The organism is Chryseobacterium daecheongense (assembly GCF_003729955.1).
GTDB lineage: Bacteria > Bacteroidota > Bacteroidia > Flavobacteriales > Weeksellaceae > Chryseobacterium > Chryseobacterium daecheongense.
This window is the reverse complement of record NZ_RJTX01000001.1, coordinates 78,966-99,773: the sequence shown is the minus strand read 5'-3', so window position 1 is coordinate 99,773 and position 20,808 is coordinate 78,966. Positions and strand designations below refer to the sequence as shown.

Genomic DNA, 20,808 nt, shown 5'->3' with positions numbered 1-20,808 from the left:
AGTAATGTGTAAATTTGGTTAAAATAAATTTAGAACAATGCTTAATTTCGAGTTTAAGAATCCAACCAAAATACTTTTCGGGAAAGGTGAAATCGCTAAAATTTCAAAAGAGATCCCACAAAATGCCAAAATATTAATGATCTACGGAGGTGGAAGCATCAAGAATAATGGTGTTTATGACCAGGTAAAAGAAGCTTTAAAAGATCATGAGGTATATGAATTCGGTGGGGTTCCAGCCAATCCGGAGTATGAAATTCTGATGAATGCCCTGGATTTTATTAAAGAAAAAAATATCACATTCCTTTTGGCTGTTGGTGGAGGATCAGTAATTGACGGAACCAAATTCCTTTCCGCAGCTTCTCATTATGATGGTGAACCTTGGGATATCCTGAGAAACTCTGTAAGAACATTGGAAGGACAAGGAATGCCTTTCGGAAGTATTTTAACGTTACCGGCAACCGGTTCCGAAATGAATTCTGGCTACGTGATTTCCAGAAGAGAGACTGATGAAAAGCTGTCTTCCGGCGGGCCGGGACTTTTTCCGCAGTTTTCAGTATTGGACCCGGAGGTGGTACGATCTATTCCTAAAAACCAAATTGCCAACGGGATTACCGATGCATATACTCACGTGTTGGAACAATATATGACAGCTCCTTCTTCTGCGGATTTACAGGAAAGAATTGCAGAAAGTATCCTGATCAGCTTACAGGAAACAGCACCTAAAGTGATGGCAGATGATTTTGATTATGAGGCTGCAGGAAATTTCATGTGGTGCTGTACAATGGCTTTGAACGGACTGATCCAGAAAGGAGTGATCACAGACTGGGCAGTTCATGCGATGGGACATGAGTTAACAGCTTATTATGGTATAGACCACGCGAGAACATTGGCTATCATTGCTCCTTCTCATTACAGATATAATTTTGAAACTAAAAAAGGGAAACTTGCCCAGTATGCCGAAAGAGTCTGGGGAATTAAAGACGGAACAGTAGAGGAAAAAGCGGAAGCTGGAATCAAAAAACTGGAAGAATTTTTCCACAGCCTCCATATCCAGACTAAGCTTTCAGAATATACACAAGAATATCAGGGTACTGCTGAAAGAGTGGAAAAGGCTTTTACAGACAGAAACTGGTCCGGATTGGGAGAATACAGGAAACTTACTCCACAGGATGCCTATAAGATTGTAGAAATGAGTTATTAAAAAGCCGGAAATCAGAAGCTGGAAACTGAGAGTTATGAGTTTTTGTTTCTTTCTTCTCCGAGCTTCTATCTTCTAACTCAAAATTATATCATTTACAAACATTCGTTTAAAAAACCAACATTTCATTACAGATATTTCAAATTTATTTATATTTTAGCATATTCTTAAATTTGTGAAAATGAAAAAACAGCTACTTTTATTTGCCTTTTCTGCCATTGCGCTTACATCTTGTGAAGATGATGATATTCAAGCATACGAAATGGATATGTTAAAAGGTGACTGGAGAGTGAGTAAAACAGAGATCATTTCCGGGAAAGATGGCAAAACTCCACTTTCAGTAGGTTCTCCTTCCGGATGCAGTATGAAAAACATCCTACATTTCAGAACTGATTATTATGTAAGCTATACCTATTATTCAGGAACAGATGCTAACTGCCAGTTGAATGGGAAAAATGAAGGTAAGTTTACCTATAATGAAGAAACAAAAGATCTTGTCATAAAATTTGATCAGGAGGAGGAAGAAAAGTATCTAGTAACGATTCTTTCCAATTCGGAATTAAAAGTCATGCAGCTTTTCAATAATGGTGATGCTAATGGCGATGGTATCAACGACCTCTATTATACAACATATAAAAGATAAAAAGAACTCCCGGTAAATCGGGAGTTTTTTATGAGAAGATATTTAATTACTAAAATTATTAAATTATGAAGAAGATTTTATCAGCATTTCTATTGCTGGCTTTCACATTTTTCCTTTCACAGGAACAGAAGCCAATGTTCTGGCAGGATATTCAGAACTTTAAAAAAGCAGATCAGGAAAATACGCCTCCTAAAGATGCCATTCTTCTGATCGGAAGCTCATCTTTTACCAAATGGACGGATGTTTCCAGTTATTTTCCAGATAAAACCATTATCAACAGAGGTTTCGGTGGGTCCAGATTGACTGATCTGAATTATTACGCAGAAGACCTTCTGAATCCTTATCAGCCTAAGCAGATCATCATTTATTGCGGTGAGAATGATTTTGCTGATAACCATAAGCTAAAAGCCAAAGAAGTGGTACAACGTTTCAAGACTTTTTATGCTAAAATCCGTGAGAAATTTCCAACTATAGAAGTAGATTATATTTCCATCAAATATTCTCCAAGCCGCGAGAAACTATGGCCGCAAATGAAAAAAGCAAATAAGAAAATCGCCTGCTTTATGAAGAAAGAACCAAATGCTGAATTCATTGACATCACTAAGGTTATGCAAGATGCTAATGGAAATGTAAGAAAAGATCTTTTTGTGAGCGATATGCTTCATATTACTCCGGAAGGATACAGACTTTGGACTACAGTCATGAATCCTTATATGAAATAATGTAATACCATGATAAAAAAACGAATAACCATCTTAATTTCACTCTTCATCTTTTTATTTACATCTGCCCAAAAGGATAAAGTTGCTAAATCTTTATCGGATACTGCAATTAAAGGGGCTGCAGAAAAATCCTGTAAATGTCTTGATAGCGTCGATGCAAATAATAAATCCAAAGAAGCCAGGAACCAGGAAATTAGTTCTTGCCTCAATGATAATGTGCTTCCTTACCTAATCAGTAAAGGCGTATCTGATGCAGCTAACGAAAACAATAAGGATAAGAAAACAAAAATCACCGTTAATACAAACCCTGATTCTGAAGATTATAAACTTGCTTATTATGATCTGGAAACGTATATGATGGCTAACTGTCCCCGATTGAGAGATCTCGTGACTGCTGCGGAAAGCCACAATGATCAAATGTCTAAAAACAAAGAGGCACTAGACTTCTATGACAAAGCCATAGCGGCTACTGAAAAAGAGAACTGGAAAGAAGCCATTAACAACTATAAGCTAGCCTTAAAAAAAGATCCTAAATTTATTTATGCTTGGGATAACCTTGGTGTTTGCTACAGAAGAATCGGAGAATACGACAATGCCCTCAATGCTTATCAGAAATCTCTTGAAATAGATCCAAAAGGTAAAATGCCATTGCAGAATATTGCTATTACCTATGTCTACAAAAAAGAATACCAGAAAGCGATTGATGCTTATTTAGCCTTTGATAATATTTATCCTGGTGATGCTGAAGTCTATTATGGGATTGGACAAGTGTATTTTACGGATTTGAAAGAAAGTGAAAAAGCGTTGGACTATATGTGCAAAGCCTATATTATTTACAACAAGCAAAAATCTGCCTACAGAGCCGATGCAGAAGCCATATTAAGCTTAATTTATAAGGATATGAAAGAAAAAGGGCAATTAGAAAGATTCAAAGAAATCATGAAAAATAACAAAATAGATTTTGAATAAAAGTTCTTTTAACAATAAATAAAAAACTCCCGTTTTGGGAGTTTTTTATTTTTATTTCTTTCTTTTTGCTTTAGATTTTGCTTTTTGCTGGGCTCTGTTGGCTCCAAATTTCTTGGGTTCCTTTCTTTTCGAAGGTCCCCCCCAATTTTCCTTCTTGTTTTTATCTTTCTTGTCATGGAAAGCGCCTCCTCCTTCATTCAGCTTCACTCGGGCAGGATTTTTCATGACTATCTGTTCTTCTTCTGCAGCAATTTTCTTAGGATTGATCTTCACGCCTTCAGGGAAATCAATAAACTGAAGCTCTTTATCCATCAGCAACTCAATATCAAGAAGCAACGTTTCCTCTTTTTTAGTCACAAAAGTGATGGCACTCCCATCTTTATCCGCTCTACCCGTTCTACCGATTCTGTGGATATACTGTTCGGGAACGTCAGGAACTTCAAAGTTGATCACATGCGTAATGTCTGAAATATCCAGACCTCTCGCCATAACGTCGGTAGTGATCAATCCTCTCACTTCTTCATTCTCAAATCTCTTCATGGCTTTCAACCTGTAATTTTGAGACTTATTGGAATGGATCACATCGAACTGTTCCGGGAAAAGCTCATCTATTTTAGTAAACAGCAGATCTGCATGTCTTTTATTATTGTTGAAGATCAAAACCTTTGACATATCGGCATCCGTTTTCAATAAATGCTCAAGCAAATTAATCTTGGTATTGAAGTTTTCGACTTTATATCCTGTTTGTTGTATTTTTTCAAGAGGTGTCCCTGATTTTGCCAATGAAATTTCAATTGGACTCGCAAAATATTCGTCCAACATTTCATCAACGGCTTCCGTCATTGTAGCAGAGAATAGAATATTCTGTCTTTTCTCTTTCATCATTTCGAAAATATGTGTCAACTGAGGTCTGAATCCTAAGTTCAACATTTCATCAAACTCATCAATGATCAGTTTCTGAACTTCTTTCAGGGAAATCGCATTATCAATGGATAGATCCATCACCCTTCCCGGAGTTCCTACCAGAATATCACAACCATCGTTGAACAATAACTTTTGGGTATTGATATTTTTCCCACCATATATTCCGATCACTCTTGCCGTAATATTTTCCGTTAGTTTTTCAAGGATTTCAGTTACCTGCACCACCAATTCTCTTGTTGGAACCAGGATAAGAACTGTAGGATTTCCACTTTTGCTATATTTCCATGTCTTCAAAACAGGTAAAAGGTAGGCTAATGTTTTTCCGGTTCCGGTTTGTGCAATTCCCATAACATCTCTCCCGGAAAGTATCGGCTTTAAGCTTTTTTCCTGGATAGGGGTAGGTTCGAACAATTCAAGATCCGCTAAAACATCAAGAACTTTAACCGGAAGATCAAAATCTGCAAAAGTGAGTTTTTCCATTTTGCAAAGATAGGTATTTATTTTTGTGTATATAAAAGGATGGGATGCTTCAACTTTGCACAGTATGATTGTATTGATAATAAATAATGATTAATGGTATTTATCTATATTACCATGCTACCCATTTCAGTGTTTATTTTCTGGTTATTCTCAGTAAAAGAATTAAGATCAGCAATACCGAAAAGATAAATCCTAAAACGGCAATTAGAGACATTTCTCCAATTCTCGGTCCTGATTCTGAAACAAAAACAATGGCTGTTGCAATCATATTCGCTCCGAGGATCATGGCTAAGATCAGGTTGACAATACTGGATTTGATCAGCTGATTGGTCTTTTCTATGTTTTTAATTTCGCTGGAAACGGTGAATTTGTTTTCATCTAGCTTCTGTAAAACGGAACGAAGCTCTTTCGGGATTTCATCTACATTGTCCGTGAAGTTCATCATCCTGTCCATCCCGGTTTTCAGCAGGTTTTTCGGACTGATTTTTTTTGTGAATATCTTTTTGGTATAAGGATGGAGACTTTTCACGATATCCAGATCCGGATTAATATTTCTCCCCACTCCTTCTATCAAACTTATTCCTTTAAATAAAAGATAAAAATAATCCGGCATATAAAGCCTGTTGTCTTTCAGAATATCTTTCATTTTGTTGATAATCACCTGTACATTGATTTCCTGTAAAGAAGAACTGTGAACGAAATTCAGGATATCTTCCACATCATTTTCAAATCTCCTTTCATCAGGAATTTCATAGCTCACCGCCATCTTTTTCAGATAACGTACAATTTTGTGGGAATTTTTAGCCACAAAACTGGCAATAAGGTTCTCAAGGATCTCTTTATCATTCGGCTGTATTTTGCCAACCGCTCCGAAATCTATGAAAACGATCTTGCCGTCTCTTTTTACCAGAATATTTCCTGCGTGAGGATCTGCATGGAAAAAGCCATAATCAAGAATTTGTGATACAAATAATCGTAAGCCCACTTCAGAAACTTTTACGGGATCTATTCCATTAGCCAGCAAAACCGACTTATCTGTGACCTTAATTCCATCTATGAATTCCATACAAAGCACATTATTGTTGGAAAATTCCTCATACACCTTCGGAATATAGGTTTCTTTATTATGCTTAAAGTTTAAAGCAAACTGCTGGATATTATTTTTCTCATTAATCAGGGAAACTTCTTCCAGTAGAGATCTTTCAAAAGTTGAAATGGCTTGTTTAAGATTAAGTTTATTTCCTATTTCGGAATAGGTGGAAACCAGCTTCTCTATATCTTTGATCAAAAGAAGGTCATCTTCAATTACCGTCTGCACGTCCGGTTTTTTAATTTTCAGGATAACTTGGTCTCCGTTCAGTAAAACCGCTTTATAAACCTGTGCAATAGAGGCTGTAGCTATTGGTTCTTTGGGCATTTCCAGAAAATGATCTTTTACTTGAATATTGAATTCATTTTCCAGGATTTCTTCTACATTCATTTCTACAGTATCAACCTTGTCCTGAAGCTTCTGTAACTCTTGGATGAGTTCAGGAGGCAATAGATCTTCTCTGTTACTGAAAGTTTGTCCAAGCTTTACAAAAGTAGGTCCCAATTCTTCCAAAGCGAGCCTGATTCGCTCATAAACCGTACCTTTTGATATAATTTCATCCGGATCATGGGGATAATCTTCCTGCTTATTTCCATTCATTCTTGCCAGCATATCCTTAAATCCGTATTTGCTTAACACGGAAATTAGTCTGGCTGATCTTTTCAGTTTTCTTTGTTGCTTATCAAACATAGTAAAAGTAATCGCTGCAAATTACTTCAAAAATTATTCCCCAATTGAAAATTATAAAAGTTTTTATTCCAGTTCCATAAATAGAATAATACACAACTGACTGATAAGTAAATATTAAGAAATATGTTATTTTTAGCTTCAAATTCGCATAAAACCATACAATAAAAACAAATAAAAAGACGTTTTATTCAAAGTAACCTCATCTAATATTTCAACGAAATTATCATATCCTTATATTTTTTTTATAAAAACATAAAATTTAATGAGGCAAAAAAGCAAAAAACCCTTAGATTTGTATTATTAATATAAAATATTAACTTATGAAGAAATTTTCTACTGTTTTAATTCTTCTTCTATGCTTGATGAATATGGGCTTTATACCAGAAGCCTATGGTCAGGCCGCAACATTACCATATACCCAGGATTTTTCGACCACGAATGATCTTACCCTTCTTAATGGTACCCAGCCCAATAAATGGTTTCATGGCAATGTTACGGGTAATCCCGGTAATTCACTTTATATCTCCAATGACAACGGAGTCACTAACGGCTATAATGTAAATTCTGCCAGTGTGGTTCAAGCCTACAGAGATATAACAATTCCCGCAGGATCTACTATATCTACCTTTTCATTTGATTGGAAAGGAGTAGGAGAAAATGGTTGGGATTATTTAAGAGTATGGTTGGTTCCGGCCACCTTTACTCCCACTCCGGGAACGCAGATCACTGCAGGAACCGGAAGAACTCAGGTTGGCCAATTTAACCTGCAAACCACATGGCAAACTTTTGTATCACCAACTTTAAACATCAGCGCTTATGCAGGAAGTACAATGCGTCTGGTATTTGAATGGAGAAATGATGGTATTCTCGGAGCACAGCCCGCTATAGCTATTGACAATATCAATTTATTTATTCCTACCTGTCTTGTTCCAATGGGGCAAACCACTTCTGCTATAACAGCAACTTCTGCAACCTTAAGCTGGACGGCGCCAACTCCGGCACCAGCCAACGGATATCAGATATATTATAATACCACAGGTGTTCCCCCTACATCTGCAACTGTTGGAACTCCTGTTACAGGAACATCCACAACATTAAACCCTCTGACACCTAATACAACATATTACTGGTGGGTTCGTGCAGTGTGTAGCCCTACAGACAGCAGTATGTGGATGTCTGGTCCGAATTTTACAACGACCCAGATACCCGCAACCATTCCTTACACGCAGAATTTCAATACAACCAATGACCTTGGATTTACCAGCGGTACACAACCAAATAAATGGTATTTTGGTAACGTTACCGGAAATCCGGGTAACTCTATTTATATTTCCAATGACAATGGAGTTACCAACAGTTATAATGTGAACTCAGCCAGTGTGGTACATGCTTACAGAGATATTTCTGTACCTACAGGAACTACTCTTGCTTATTTACTTTTTGACTGGAAAGGATTTGGTGAAAGTACTTTTGACTATTTAAGAGTATGGATGGTACCTTCATCATTTGTGCCTGTTGCAGGAACTCAGATCACTGCAGGAGGAGGTAGAATTCAGATTGGCGGTAACTTTAATCAGCAAACGACATGGCAGAATTACCTTAACACGGCTGTCAACCTAAGTACATTTGCAGGAAGTACCATGCGTTTGGTATTTGAATGGAGAAATGATGGTATTATTGGAACACAGCCAGCTATTGCTGTTGACAATATCAATTTATTCATTCCTTCATGTTTCGTTCCTACGGCAATGGGAGTAACTACAGTTACGTCTACTACTGCTACTATTAACTGGACTGCTCCTACTCCGGCTCCAGCCAACGGATATCAGGTATTCTTTAATACTACAGGTGTTCCTCCTACCGGTGCTACGGCAGGTACACCAGTTGCAGGAACATCAACAACGTTGACACCTCTTACTCCAAATACAACTTATTATTGGTGGGTACGTGCTATGTGTAGCCCTACCAATCCAAGTATCTGGGTAGCGGGTCCAAGCTTTACGACTACACAAATCCCTGCGACGATACCATATTATCAGCCGTTTACCACAGGCCCTAATGATTTCGGGTTCACAAGTGGTACTCAAACTAATAAATGGTTTATGGGAGCGGCTACCGGAAATACAGGAAATTCTATCTATATTTCCAACGATGCCGGTGCAACCAATTCATATACAATTACATCAGCCAGTACAGTTCATGCGTATAGAGATATTGCTGTTCCTGCAGGAACTACGATCGCAAAACTATCGTTTGATTGGAAAGCTGTGGGAGAAAGTTCATTCGATTACTTAAGAGTTTGGTTGGTTCCAGCTACTTATATGCCTACTGCAGGAACTCAGATTACTGCGGGTACAGGAAGAGTTCAGTTAGGAACTAATTATAATCAACAAGCTACCTGGTTAGGGTATTTAAATTCTACCTTAAACTTAAGCAGCTTTGCAGGAACTACGATGCGTCTGGTATTTGAGTGGAGAAATGATGGTTCAGGAGGTACTCAACCACCTGTAGCTATTGACAATGTGAAACTGGTAATCTGTAAAACAACTACACCGGTAGTAACATTGACAAACATTACTCATAATTCTGTAACATTAACATGGCCTCAGGATTCAGGGGAAGCTTCTTATACAATCAGATACAGACCTATTGGTTCTCCTACATGGCAGACGATAGCTGTACCGGCTCAACCTTATCCGACGCCAACCAACACATATACCTTAACTCAATTACTTTCAGCTACTCAATATGAAGTAGAGGTGGCTGCCATTTGTAATACAACTACAGGAGGGTACTCACACAATCAGTTCCTGACAAGATGTGATCCTACTCCTCCGAATGTAACGATCAGTAATATCACAACAACTACAGCATTGGTGACTTGGACTCCGCTTGCAGCAAGTTCAACATATACAATGAGATACAGAATCGTAGGAACCACTGCTTGGACAACGGTAAATTTACCGGCACCACCGGCGAATAACTATCCTCTTACTGGTTTAAATGTGTATACTACCTATGAAGTTCAGATCGCTAATAAGTGTGATGGAGAAACTACTCTTAACCCGTGGTCTTCCCCTAAGGTATTTACTACAGAAAGAACTTGTGAAATTCCTCCTCCGGGATTAACGATTACTACTATTACTCCAACAAGTGCAGTTGTGGTTTGGGATCCTTTCCCTGGAGCAACTTATATCTTGAGATACAGAAAAGTAGGTATCCCAAGCTGGACTACAATTAATACTCCGACTAATACAGTTACTCTTACTGGATTACTTGAATTAACAAAGTATGAAATGCAGGTAGCCAACATTTGTAGTGGTACTCCAGGTAACTTTACCCCATTGTATTTCTTCACAACGCCTACAGTAATCTACTGTCAGATGTCTGCTCAGAGCTCAGCTCAGGAATATATTTCAAAAGTAACGGTGAAGCCTACTGGTAAACCTACTATGGAGAATCCTTCCGGAGCTTCTAACTATACAGATTATACAGGTGCTCCTGCTACTTTCATTGAATTGATTCAAGGATCTACAGGAAATGAAATTACTATTGAGAAGACCTCTACAAATGAAGAAGGGATTGCCGTATGGATCGATTTCGACAGAAGCGGTACTTTTGATCCGAATGAAAGAATCCTTGCTAATGGTCCGAATACCAATACTCCTGTTACGGGAACATTCAGTGTACCAGCTAACGCTTTCGTAAGCACAGCAGATTACAAGTATGTATTGATGAGAGTAGCGATGCAGAGAGGAGGTATTCCGGTGAATTGTACTAGCTTCCCTTATGGAGAAGTTGAAGATTACACGGTAAGAATTTCTAAAGTTCCTGTTCCGAATTCTCTTAACCAGGATGATATTATGATCTACCCTAACCCGGTAAGCTCAGTACTGCATGTGAAGAATATCAGCAGCAAAGCAGCTTATAAGATCTATAATTCTGCAGGACAATTGATCTCTGACGGATTTATCCTGAACAACCAGATCAATGTAAGCAAACTGATCAGTGGTGTTTATGTGATCTATATCGAAGATGTAGAAGGTACTGTTCAGAAGAAATTCATTAAAGAATAATCATATTATTTCAACATAAAATAAGCTCTCAGAAATGAGAGCTTATTTTTTATATAATATCTTAATTTAATTCCTATTCGGATTATTTGAGGTAAGTGTCATAAAGATCTCTCCTTCTGTCCTTAAGAACCTGTACGGAACCATTATAGTGCAAATCTTTTAATAAATTTAAATCCACATCCACAATTAAAGTCATTTCCGTATTGGGAGTTGCTTCTCCTTTTACGGCATTGGAGGGAAAAGCAAAATCGGAAGGAGTAAATACTGCAGCCTGCCCAAACTGGATATCCATATTGTTGACACCCGGCAAATTTCCCACACATCCGGCAATGGCTACATAACATTCATTTTCTATGGCTCTGGCCGCTGCGCAATGTCGTACTCTCATATAGGCATTCTGTGTATCGGTAAGATATGGGACAAATAATATTTTCATTCCCTGATCTGCCAAAATTCTTGGAAGTTCCGGGAATTCCACATCATAACAAATCACAAGTCCGATTTTTCCGCAATCTGTATCAAAGACTTTTATTTCATTTCCCCCTTTCATTCCATAGTATTTTCTTTCATTTGGAGTGATGTGAATTTTACGGTACTCATCTATTCTTCCGTCCCGGTGAAGCAGATAGCTTACATTATACAGATCATTATTTTCAAAAACCGGCATGCTTCCGGAAATAATATTCACGTTATAACTGATCGCTAATTCTGAAATCCTTTCTTTAATCTGTTCTGTTATTTTGGCAAGCTCTATCATGCTGTCTCTTTCCGAAAGCTTATTGAAAGGAGCCAGTAAAGGGGTGTTAAAAAGTTCCGGAAAGAGTACAAAATCCGATTTATAATCCCCCATCACATTTACAAAAAATTCTACCTGTTCATAGAAAGCATTGATGTCTTTAAATTGTCTCATTTGCCATTGCACCAATCCTAAACGGATGATGCTATCCTGCATCGTATTAGGCTTTTTGCTGTAATAAATATTGTTCCACTGTAGTAAAACAGCATTTTCTTTTGAAGATTCATCTTCAGGAAGGTATTTCTTAAGAATTTTGATCGGTAAAAAATTATTGGAAAGCTGGAATGATAACACGGGATCATAAATTTCTTTATCCCTTACCTTCCGGATATATTCTCTTGGGGAAACTTCTTTGCTGTATTTATGATAATTCGGGATTCTTCCTCCTAAAATAATGGACTTGAGATTGAGCAATTCACACAGCTCTTTCCTGGCATCATAGAGTCTTCTACCCAATCGCAGTTCTCTATATTCCGGGTCTACAAATACTTCTATTCCATATAAAACATTTCCTACAGAGGTATGGGTATTGAAGGAATAGTTCCCGGTGATATCACTGTATGTATGATCATCACCAAATTCTTCATAGTTGACAATAATGGAAAGTGCCACCGCCGCCAGCTTTCCATCTACTGTGATACATATCTGACCTTCAGGAAATATTTTGACAAGCTTACTGATACTTTTTTTCGACCATACATATTCAGACATCTGAGGATAAGCCCTACGCATGGTTTCAACCAGGCCGTCATAATCTTCAATACTCAGTTTTCTTGTTTCTATTTGCATTGATGTAAGTTTTGAATAAAAATAGGGAAATCATTTTAAAATTTCAACGGCTTGACAAACTGCTTGGGTCAAAACAAGCAATTTCTTTAGGTTTTATAAATAACACGACATATTCTGTCGTATTGAAAGTATATTTTCGCATTATTCAATTAAAAACAGATGCATTAAATTTTCTTTTAAAATTTGTTAAAAAATATTAAATTTGTCCGATTTTTTGAATATTTATAATAACTCTAAGATAATAACATAAGGATGAAAAAACTATCCATGAGTGTACTCACACTGTGCACAGTTGCCAGCTTGTATTCGCAGCAGGTTCTATGGCAGAAAGACATCAAATCCTCGACCCAGGATTTCCTTTCACAGGTAACCACTACCATTGACGGACAGTATCTTATCTCTGGAAGCAGTATTCAAAGCTCTAAGCTTCAGGCAGAAGGCGGTAAGCAGAATAACGGTTACGATTTCCATTTGGTTAAACTCAACCAACAAGGTGAAGAAGTCTGGGAAAAATACTTTTCAGGACAGAATCATGATTTCCTTTCCGCTGCGGTGAATACCCAGGAAGGAGGTTTTCTTCTGGCTGGAACTTCCTATTCAGGAAAAGCAGTGGATAAAAAGGAAGAATCTAAAGGAGGATCTGATCTGTGGCTCATCAAAATCAATGAATTTGGAGAAGAACAGTGGCAGAAAACTTTAGGAACTGCCTCCGATGAAGAAGCCAGAGCGGTGATTCAAACTACAGACCTAGGCTACTTTGTAGCAGGAAATGTTCAGAACTCAGCCCAAGGATTTGGTTCTAAAGACATTTGGATTATCAGATTGGATAAAACAGGAAAACAGACTTCAGAACTCATCTTAGGAGGAAAAGGACTCGATGAAGTGGAGAAAATGATTCCTACCAAAGATGGAGGTGTTTTGCTAGGGATCTATTCAAGAAGTACAATTGGAGGTTCAAAGAAAACAGAGAACTATGGTGAAGGCGATTACTGGATCATCAAGCTGAGTAAAGATGGAAAAGTGGAATGGGAAAAGAACTATGGAGGGAAAGCAGATGACCATATAAGAACCCTTGCTTTAACTTCCACAGGATATGTAATCGGTGGAGAATCAAGATCAGAAAGATCAGGAAACAAAACCACAGGAATAGAAGAAGGAACTGACTTATGGCTGATTTCCTTAAATGAAAGAGGAGAAGAGTTATGGCAGAAATCCTACAACTTTAAGAACAGGGACGTCTTGATGGGAATGAGTGTGATAGGTGGGATGATGGAAGCAGGAAGCGGGAAGTCTAATGAAAATGCAACCAAAGGAATATTATTAGGAGGTTATACTCAGGCAGAAGGAAGAATAGAGAATGATGATGAGACGTTCTGGATGCTGTATCTGGACCAGGAAGGGAAAGAACAGTGGAGAAAGCATGTGAAAGGAGAATCCAGAAAGAAGGAAGAAAGGTTATCAGATATTAAGCTTAACAGAGACGGTTCCATTATACTGGCAGGAACCAGTGCAGAGGAATTAGGAAAAGAAAACTGGAAGATTGTCAAGCTGGGAGACGGACAGATTGATCAGTTGATCGAGAAGCAGGATATCAGAGTCTATCCAAACCCTGTATCAGATTACACGTATGTAGAGATTGGCTATGAGTTTAAGGAAGCGGATATCTTATTGTATGATATGAGTGGGAAATTATTACAGCAAACCAAGACAAAGAATAAGGTAACCAAGATCAATACCCAGCCTCTAATTCAAGGAGCTTACCTTGTCACCATTAAAACAGATACAAACAAAAACGCAAGTGCTAAAATCATTAAGAAATAAACTAAGATGAAGAAAATATTATTAACACTATCCATTGCCATTGCAAATGTGTACATGGGGCAGGATTTTGAAACAGGTTTTTCCAAACCTGTAGCTTCTGTCTCTTCATTATCTACATACACTAACTCCCCTGTTTCTTTTGCTACAGGAGTTCCGGATATTTCATTTCCATTGGTTTCATTACCAACCAACAGTAAAGAAATTACTGCCGGAATGACAATTAGTTACCATCCCAAAAATCTATTAAGTAGTGAAAAGGCAAGTGAAGTAGGATTAGGATGGAGCTTATTGGGTATCAATGGAGTAATTTCCAGAGAGATCGTTCAAGAATTGGATGAAAAATATGATGATGCTTCAAGTGGTAATTATATCAAAAATGAATTTAATGATATCTACTATTACAATATAGGAGGATATAGTGGAAAATTCAGAATCATAAGAGATCTTACTAACAATACTTTTCAACTTATTAAACTCACCCCTTCTAATCTTAAGATTGAATATGTAAGAAACAATAATACCGCTACTTTAATATTTAATAGTTTCAAAATAACAGATGATAAGGGATACATCTATGTTTTTGATAAAAATTCAATTTCTGAATATAAGAATGGGTCACAGATTAATGATTATAAAAGTGCATTTTTCCTGACTAAAATCTATGATTACAAGATGCAGGAGTTGGTGTCCATGGATTACCAAGTGGATGTTTATTATCCGATGGCAGATCCGCTTACTCCGTATCAGAACTGTAAACTAAAAAAGATTTGGTCAAAAGATAATGGTTCTATAGAATTGGATTATACCTACACCGAATCTCTTAAAAATTCGATGAACGACCCGTATCAGGTGAACTCTATTGTTCTGAAAAACAATGCAGGAAGCGTTATTTCAAAATTAGAATTTATATACAATTCATCCAGTTTTACAAACCCTTACGATTATAAGGAATCCATCTGGAAGAGAACACTATGGAAAATCAAAAAATACAGTGCAGACCTTGCCAAAAGTGAGACTACCGAATTTGAATACAACGTTTCAGGAAATCCTAAAGAATATGGTCCGATTCCTGGGCAATTTAAAGATTACTTCCTATGCGATTATATTTCTCATAATCCGGAAACCAATGAGATTGAAAACCCTAAATATTTTCCTCTAGGCTCTTTAAAAAAAGTAAAGCTCCCTACTGGTGGAATGGTAGAATATAACTTTGAAGCCAATGAATATGCCCATGAAAATTTCACGCAATACATGGCGGATTTTAATGATAATATGGTATACTTTGGAAACCCGCAGTTTCAATACCTGAAACCGATTTACACTACAGATTTTGATACCAATCTCTCAACAACTTATAACTTTACAGTGACTAGTACTCCAATGGCTAATAAAGCTGTGTATGTAAAATATGTTGTGAACGAGATTTATCCTTATCCGCCGTTAATTGATCCGGGTGATGGTTCTCAACCTTCTCTTACTTATACTATTCTTGATGCTAACTATAATGATGGCCATACAAATGTTTTATGTTCAACACCTCCGCCAATAGTATCATCTACAAAATTTATGTTAGCGCCAGGAACCCACACCATTAAAATACAAAGCCCAACAGGTGGTAAAGGACATATAGAAGTTTATGAAATGGCCATTAAAGATGCTCCTTATAAAAATGCAATTGTTGAGAGAGATCTGGGTGTAAGAATAGAAAGTATCAAGTATTTTGAGAACTTCAGTTCCCAAACTCCAGCAAAATTTGAAAAATTTGCTTACGATAAGTTTGATGATGCCAATTCCTCGAGTGGAGAGAGTATAGAGGAAGGAATGAATATGGGGTATCCAATTCAGTCTATAGTCTATAAAAATGTAAAGGTATTGAATGGAGACACCGGAGGTTATACCAAATATTATTATAAAGCTCCTTCCGCTTACCCGGCACAGACCGGGTCACCTTACAGATATTGGCCGAATATAAATATTACTAAAGATGGGTTGATTGATAAACAAGAGGTATATAATGCCGGAAATCAATTACTAACTTCTGAAAACTATGATTATACAATTGCTGAGATGAATGTACCCAATTACGTTCCTCTTGCAGATGGTGATTATGAAACGAAAACAGCATGGATCAAAGAACAAAGAGCTACCTCCAAAGTATTTGACCAAAATGCGAGAGCCGTGACCACCAGCTCAGAAACCATTAGATCTGCTGATGACTTTAATTTGGTAACAGAAAAGGCAACTCATTCTGACGGAAGCACACAGGAAACAACCTATAAATACGCAAAAGATAAAAACCATACAGCTCTTATCAATGCCAATATATTGGGCACACCGTTAGAAACACAGGTAAAGAAAAACGGAATTATTACGGCTAAGAGTGAAATCAAATTTGATAACGGAACCCAGCTTTATCCTACTTCAGTACTCGTATATACCCCTGATAATTTAGCGAACAGCTATACAGGAATCCGATATGATGCCTATAATGAGAAAGGGCAGGTAATTCAATATTCTACAACACCGGACTCGCCGACAGGTCAAGGAACACCTACAACTATAATCTGGGGATATAATAAAACGATGCCGATCGCTAAAATCGATGGCGCTACGGTTTCTGATATTCCTCAGAATCTGATTGATGCTATTGTGAATGCTTCTGATGAAGATGCGAATGCCACTCCGTCCAATGCGCAGGCTAAAGAAGATACCTTGCTGACCCAACTGGAAAGCTTCAAAACTAATAGTGCATTATCTGCCTTTCAGATTACAGCATACACCTATAATCCTTTAATAGGCGTTACAAATGTTCTGCCTCCAAACGGGATAAGAGAAATTTACCTCTATGACAGTTTCGGAAGACTGGAGAAAGTAAAAGACGTGAACGGAAAAGTATTAAAAGAATACCAATATAACTACAAACAGTAATTAATGAGTAATAAGTAATGGGTAATGAGTGATAATTGACTGTTCACCTTGATTATACCCAACATATAGCTCGAACTTCTAATCTCTAAAGAAATGAAAAAAATATTATTTATATTCCACATAGTGTTTGTAGCCGGATTATTCTATGCACAAACCCCTACTGCCTCGCAGAATTATATTTACTCTAAAACCTATCTGTCTGAGGACGGAAGCAAAAAATCCGAAGCTGTACAGTATTTTGACGGACTGGGAAGACTGAAACAAACTGTTTCAGTAAAATCTACCCCATCAGGAAAAGATCTGGTGGTTCCCGTGTTCTATGATGAGCTGGGAAGACAGCCAAAAGATTTCCTGCCATTACCCATAACCACAGCCAATTCAGGAATACAACCTGTATCCGAAGCCGATATCAACTCCTATTATGGTGTTGCCAATGCCTTTTCGGAAAAGGTTTTTGATAACTCTCCTCTTGGAAAAGTTTTGGAGGTTGCCGCTCCCGGAGATGCATGGAAGAAAGGATCCGGACATACTATTCAATCACAGTATGAGACCAATGTTTCAGCAGATCAGGTAAAAAAATATGTAATTACCTCTTCCTGGGCAGATGCCACATTATCACCTTCGGTTCCAACCGTGGAATGGTATGCTGAAAGTCAATTAATGAAAAACATTACCATTGATGAAGATGGCAATAAAAGTATTGCATTTAAAAATTCCCAGGGGCAAACCGTTCTTGCCAGAAAAATGGATGGTTCTACTCCTGTAGACACTTATTATATTTACAATGTTTACGATCAGCTTGCTTATGTGATCACTCCAAAAGCTGACGTACAAATCTCCCAAAACGGAAATGTGGTTACACAGACTGTTTTAAATGATTTTTGTTATCAATATAAATACGATAACAAAAACAGACTGGTGGAAAAATATATTCCCGGAAAAGGATGGGAACATATGGTATACGATAAGGCTAACAGATTGATCTTCACTCAGGATGCCGTAATGCGCTCTTCTGGGAAATGGCTTTTTACCAAATATGATCAGTTTGGGAGGGTAATCTATACAGGATTTATTTTGGCAGCGCCCAGAGCGTCCTTACAGGATGTTGCCGATGATTATGTTGTTATAGATTCAAGAGATGCAACAGGATTTACAAAAAACGGAATGCAGGTGTATTACACCAATATTTTGTTTAATGAGATCATAACCCTATTATCTGTTAATTATTATGATGATTATCCATCCGGAGCTCCTGCAAGGCCTTCAACCATTTTAGGAAAGACTACTTTAAGCGCTACTCCTACTCAATATTCTTCCAATGGGATTGTTTCTTACAGAAGTATTAAAGGAATGCCTACTTCTTCCTATGTCAAAAATATTGAAGATGATAACTGGAGCCAATCTCATATCTGGTACGATACAGATGGAAGGGCAATAGGTACCCATTCTATCAATCATTTAGGAGGTTACACCAAAACGGAAACAGACCTTGATTTCGCAGGAGCAGTATTGCAAACCAAAACGTATCATAAAAGATTAAGTACCGATACGGAAAAAATCATTACAGAAACATTTGAGTATGATAGCCAGAACAGGCTATTAACCCATAAACACCAGATCGATAGCAACCCCGTAGAAGTATTAAGCCAAAATGTGTACAACGATCTTGGACAGCTGGAAGTGAAAAAGGTAGGAAATACCATTGCTTCTCCATTGCAGACTGTGAACTATACATATAATATCCATGGTAAACTCACAAAGATCAATGATCCTGACAATTTAGGAAGTGATTTATTCGGATATAAGATCAATTATAACCAGGTAGAAGGTATGGAAACCCCTAATTCCGATTTTACCGATCTGAAAGTGAAAGCCAGATACAACGGCAATATTGCCGAAGTTTCATGGAAGACCCTTACGCAGGAAAATGAACCACTCAAAAGATACGGATATGTGTATGATAATTTAGACAGATTAAGTGCAGGATTCTATCAAAAAGCAGGAAGTGAATCTGCCAAAGAATTTTTTGAAAAGATTGATTATGATATCGACGGAAGCATCTCCAGATTAAAAAGATCGGAAGGTGTATCAGCTGGAAACACTTTTGCCACCATGATTGATAACCTGAAATATGAGTATAACGGGAATAAGCTGACAAAAGTAACCGATGAACAGCAAAACCCTTCCGGTTATCCTTATATAACCACCCCGAACACTATTACGTACGATACCAACGGAAATATGATGACGCATTTGGATAAAGGGATTTCCTCCATCCAATATAATTATTTAAATTTACCGAGCCAGATCACCCAAAACTCTAAGGTAACCAATTACACTTACCGAGCTGATGGAGTGAAAGTGAAGAAGCTCTTTGGAGATTTAGAAACCGATTATCTGGATGGTTTCCAATACAAGTCTACATTTTTAATAGAATCATGGAATGGTCAGGGAACGTTCCATCCTGATCCTAATGAGGTTCCTGAACTGAAACTGAGAATCATCCCTACTTCGGAAGGATATTATGATGCTTTACTCAATCAGTATGTATATAATTTTACAGATCATTTAGGTAATGTAAGGTTAAGTTATACAGACATCAGCAAAGATGGAGTTATCCAACCAAGACAATATGAATTTATCCAATGTTCAGGTAAGTTTTTATGTACAACAGTTTGGCAACCCGGAGAAATTGTAGAAAATAATGACTACTACCCTTTCGGTATGCTGCATAATTATACAGCCACTACACAAAATTCTTATCAGTATAAGTACAATGGAAAAGAATTACAGGAGACAGGTATGTATGATTATGGTTGGCGTCAATATATGCCTGATTTAGGGCGATGGACTCAAATAGATCCTTTAAGTGAAAAAGGACATAACTTTTCTCCATACAATTATGCAATCAATAATCCTATTCTATTCATTGATCCTGATGGTTTATGGATTAGTATTACTGATGGAGAAAATCAATATCGTTATACTTCTGGTCATATACAACATGAAGTGGGGGGAGAGTGGGTTACAATTGATGGAAAAGATAAAGAAAAGCTATCCACTAACGTTAGAAAAATTATGGAGGGACTTATAAAATTAGAGGCAGGAGGAGATGTTGGAAAAGGTATGATATCATTTTTTGATAATAGCAAAAATAATATTAATATACAAATAACAACAGGCATAAACAACTATCTAAACGGAGTAGCTTATATAAACCCAGATTTATCATCATCGTATCCTACAAGTGATGGTAAATTTTCCGACTCTCCATTTTTTATAAAATTAGGACATGAAATGGCACATGGTATGGATCCCGAGAAAAATATCGATGCTCTTGGACTCTGGGTTGGTGGAAAAACAAAAACTAAAGATGACGACGTAAGTTGGTCAGAGGTGTATGCATCTCATATTGAAAATCAACTAAGAGGAGAAAATTCTCTACCCTTAAGGATTTCTTATAGAACATTTATTCAAAATGGTATAAAAAAGATTGATGGTGAAACAGTATTAATAGATACTGTAGGAAACAGTGTATTTTATAACTCAAAAGGTAAAAGACTTGATGCTATAACATTAGGGGAAAAATTTGATGCATATCATTCTTTTTATAATATCTTTGTAACTAATTGTTTAACAAATAGATTTAATTATTATCAAAATGTTAAAAAGAAGTAGCCTT

General features: G+C 37.1%; 11 protein-coding genes. 8 read left to right on the top strand and 3 right to left on the bottom strand.

The window, feature by feature from the left end; all coding sequences use genetic code 11:
- The first annotated feature begins 37 nt into the window (after positions 1-37).
- From EGI05_RS00450 to EGI05_RS00435, 4 genes are all read left to right on the top strand, one after another.
- Entirely contained in the window at positions 38-1,201 is a 1,164-nt protein-coding gene (locus EGI05_RS00450) for an iron-containing alcohol dehydrogenase (RefSeq protein ID WP_123261115.1), read from the top strand.
- Positions 1,202-1,379: 178 nt separating this feature from the next.
- Positions 1,380-1,841: a lipocalin-like domain-containing protein gene (locus EGI05_RS00445; protein ID WP_123261114.1), complete on the top strand. Its 462-nt coding sequence runs from the start codon at positions 1,380-1,382 to the stop codon at positions 1,839-1,841.
- Between the two features lie 65 nt (positions 1,842-1,906).
- Positions 1,907-2,563, top strand: coding sequence for a GDSL-type esterase/lipase family protein (locus EGI05_RS00440; RefSeq protein WP_123261113.1), 657 nt, complete (start codon positions 1,907-1,909; stop codon positions 2,561-2,563).
- A 9-nt stretch (positions 2,564-2,572) separates the two neighbouring features.
- A complete protein-coding gene (locus tag EGI05_RS00435) occupies positions 2,573-3,532 on the top strand; it encodes a tetratricopeptide repeat protein (RefSeq protein WP_123261112.1) in 960 nt (319 codons plus the stop codon).
- Positions 3,533-3,583: 51 nt separating this feature from the next.
- On the opposite strand, the gene EGI05_RS00430 is transcribed toward EGI05_RS00435, so the two are convergent.
- Both EGI05_RS00430 and EGI05_RS00425 read right to left on the bottom strand, forming a co-directional pair.
- Positions 3,584-4,936 carry a DEAD/DEAH box helicase gene (locus tag EGI05_RS00430; RefSeq protein WP_123261111.1) on the bottom strand — a complete coding sequence of 451 codons (1,353 nt, stop codon included), beginning with the start codon at positions 4,934-4,936 and terminating at the stop codon, positions 3,584-3,586.
- A 133-nt stretch (positions 4,937-5,069) separates the two neighbouring features.
- The gene (locus EGI05_RS00425) at positions 5,070-6,716 is read right to left on the bottom strand and encodes an ABC1 kinase family protein (RefSeq protein WP_123261110.1); all 1,647 of its coding nucleotides are present in this window, start codon (positions 6,714-6,716) and stop codon (positions 5,070-5,072) included.
- A gap of 320 nt (positions 6,717-7,036) precedes the next feature.
- Between EGI05_RS00425 and EGI05_RS00420 the strand changes: the two genes are divergently transcribed.
- Positions 7,037-10,792 carry a fibronectin type III domain-containing protein gene (locus tag EGI05_RS00420; RefSeq protein WP_123261109.1) on the top strand — a complete coding sequence of 1,252 codons (3,756 nt, stop codon included), beginning with the start codon at positions 7,037-7,039 and terminating at the stop codon, positions 10,790-10,792.
- Between the two features lie 82 nt (positions 10,793-10,874).
- Here the strand turns inward: EGI05_RS00420 and EGI05_RS00415 are convergent, their stop codons facing one another.
- Positions 10,875-12,377: a carbon-nitrogen hydrolase family protein gene (locus EGI05_RS00415; RefSeq protein ID WP_123261108.1), complete on the bottom strand. Its 1,503-nt coding sequence runs from the start codon at positions 12,375-12,377 to the stop codon at positions 10,875-10,877.
- 267 nt (positions 12,378-12,644) lie between these two features.
- On the opposite strand from EGI05_RS00415, the gene EGI05_RS00405 reads away from it, so the two are divergent.
- From EGI05_RS00405 to EGI05_RS00395, 3 genes are all read left to right on the top strand, one after another.
- Positions 12,645-14,198 (top strand): T9SS type A sorting domain-containing protein, encoded by a 1,554-nt coding sequence (locus tag EGI05_RS00405; protein WP_228428519.1) that lies wholly within the window; start codon positions 12,645-12,647, stop codon positions 14,196-14,198.
- A gap of 6 nt (positions 14,199-14,204) precedes the next feature.
- A complete protein-coding gene (locus EGI05_RS00400; protein ID WP_134197394.1) occupies positions 14,205-17,126 on the top strand; it encodes a hypothetical protein in 2,922 nt (973 codons plus the stop codon).
- Positions 17,127-17,219: 93 nt separating this feature from the next.
- Positions 17,220-20,804, top strand: coding sequence for a DUF6443 domain-containing protein (locus EGI05_RS00395; protein WP_123261104.1), 3,585 nt, complete (start codon positions 17,220-17,222; stop codon positions 20,802-20,804).
- Positions 20,805-20,808: the final 4 nt, after the last annotated feature.

Bases quoted from the DNA above. Each gene is read 5' to 3' on its own strand.
- EGI05_RS00415 (WP_123261108.1), bottom strand. From the start codon at position 12,377: ATGCAAATAGAAACAAGAAAACTGAGTATTGAAGATTATGACGGCCTG.
- EGI05_RS00400 (WP_134197394.1), top strand. From the start codon at position 14,205: ATGAAGAAAATATTATTAACACTATCCATTGCCATTGCAAATGTGTAC.
- EGI05_RS00450 (WP_123261115.1), top strand. From the start codon at position 38: ATGCTTAATTTCGAGTTTAAGAATCCAACCAAAATACTTTTCGGGAAA.
- EGI05_RS00430 (WP_123261111.1), bottom strand. From the start codon at position 4,936: ATGGAAAAACTCACTTTTGCAGATTTTGATCTTCCGGTTAAAGTTCTT.
- EGI05_RS00425 (WP_123261110.1), bottom strand. From the start codon at position 6,716: ATGTTTGATAAGCAACAAAGAAAACTGAAAAGATCAGCCAGACTAATT.
- EGI05_RS00435 (WP_123261112.1), top strand. From the start codon at position 2,573: ATGATAAAAAAACGAATAACCATCTTAATTTCACTCTTCATCTTTTTA.
- EGI05_RS00395 (WP_123261104.1), top strand. From the start codon at position 17,220: ATGAAAAAAATATTATTTATATTCCACATAGTGTTTGTAGCCGGATTA.
- EGI05_RS00420 (WP_123261109.1), top strand. From the start codon at position 7,037: ATGAAGAAATTTTCTACTGTTTTAATTCTTCTTCTATGCTTGATGAAT.
- EGI05_RS00405 (WP_228428519.1), top strand. From the start codon at position 12,645: ATGAGTGTACTCACACTGTGCACAGTTGCCAGCTTGTATTCGCAGCAG.
- EGI05_RS00440 (WP_123261113.1), top strand. From the start codon at position 1,907: ATGAAGAAGATTTTATCAGCATTTCTATTGCTGGCTTTCACATTTTTC.
- EGI05_RS00445 (WP_123261114.1), top strand. From the start codon at position 1,380: ATGAAAAAACAGCTACTTTTATTTGCCTTTTCTGCCATTGCGCTTACA.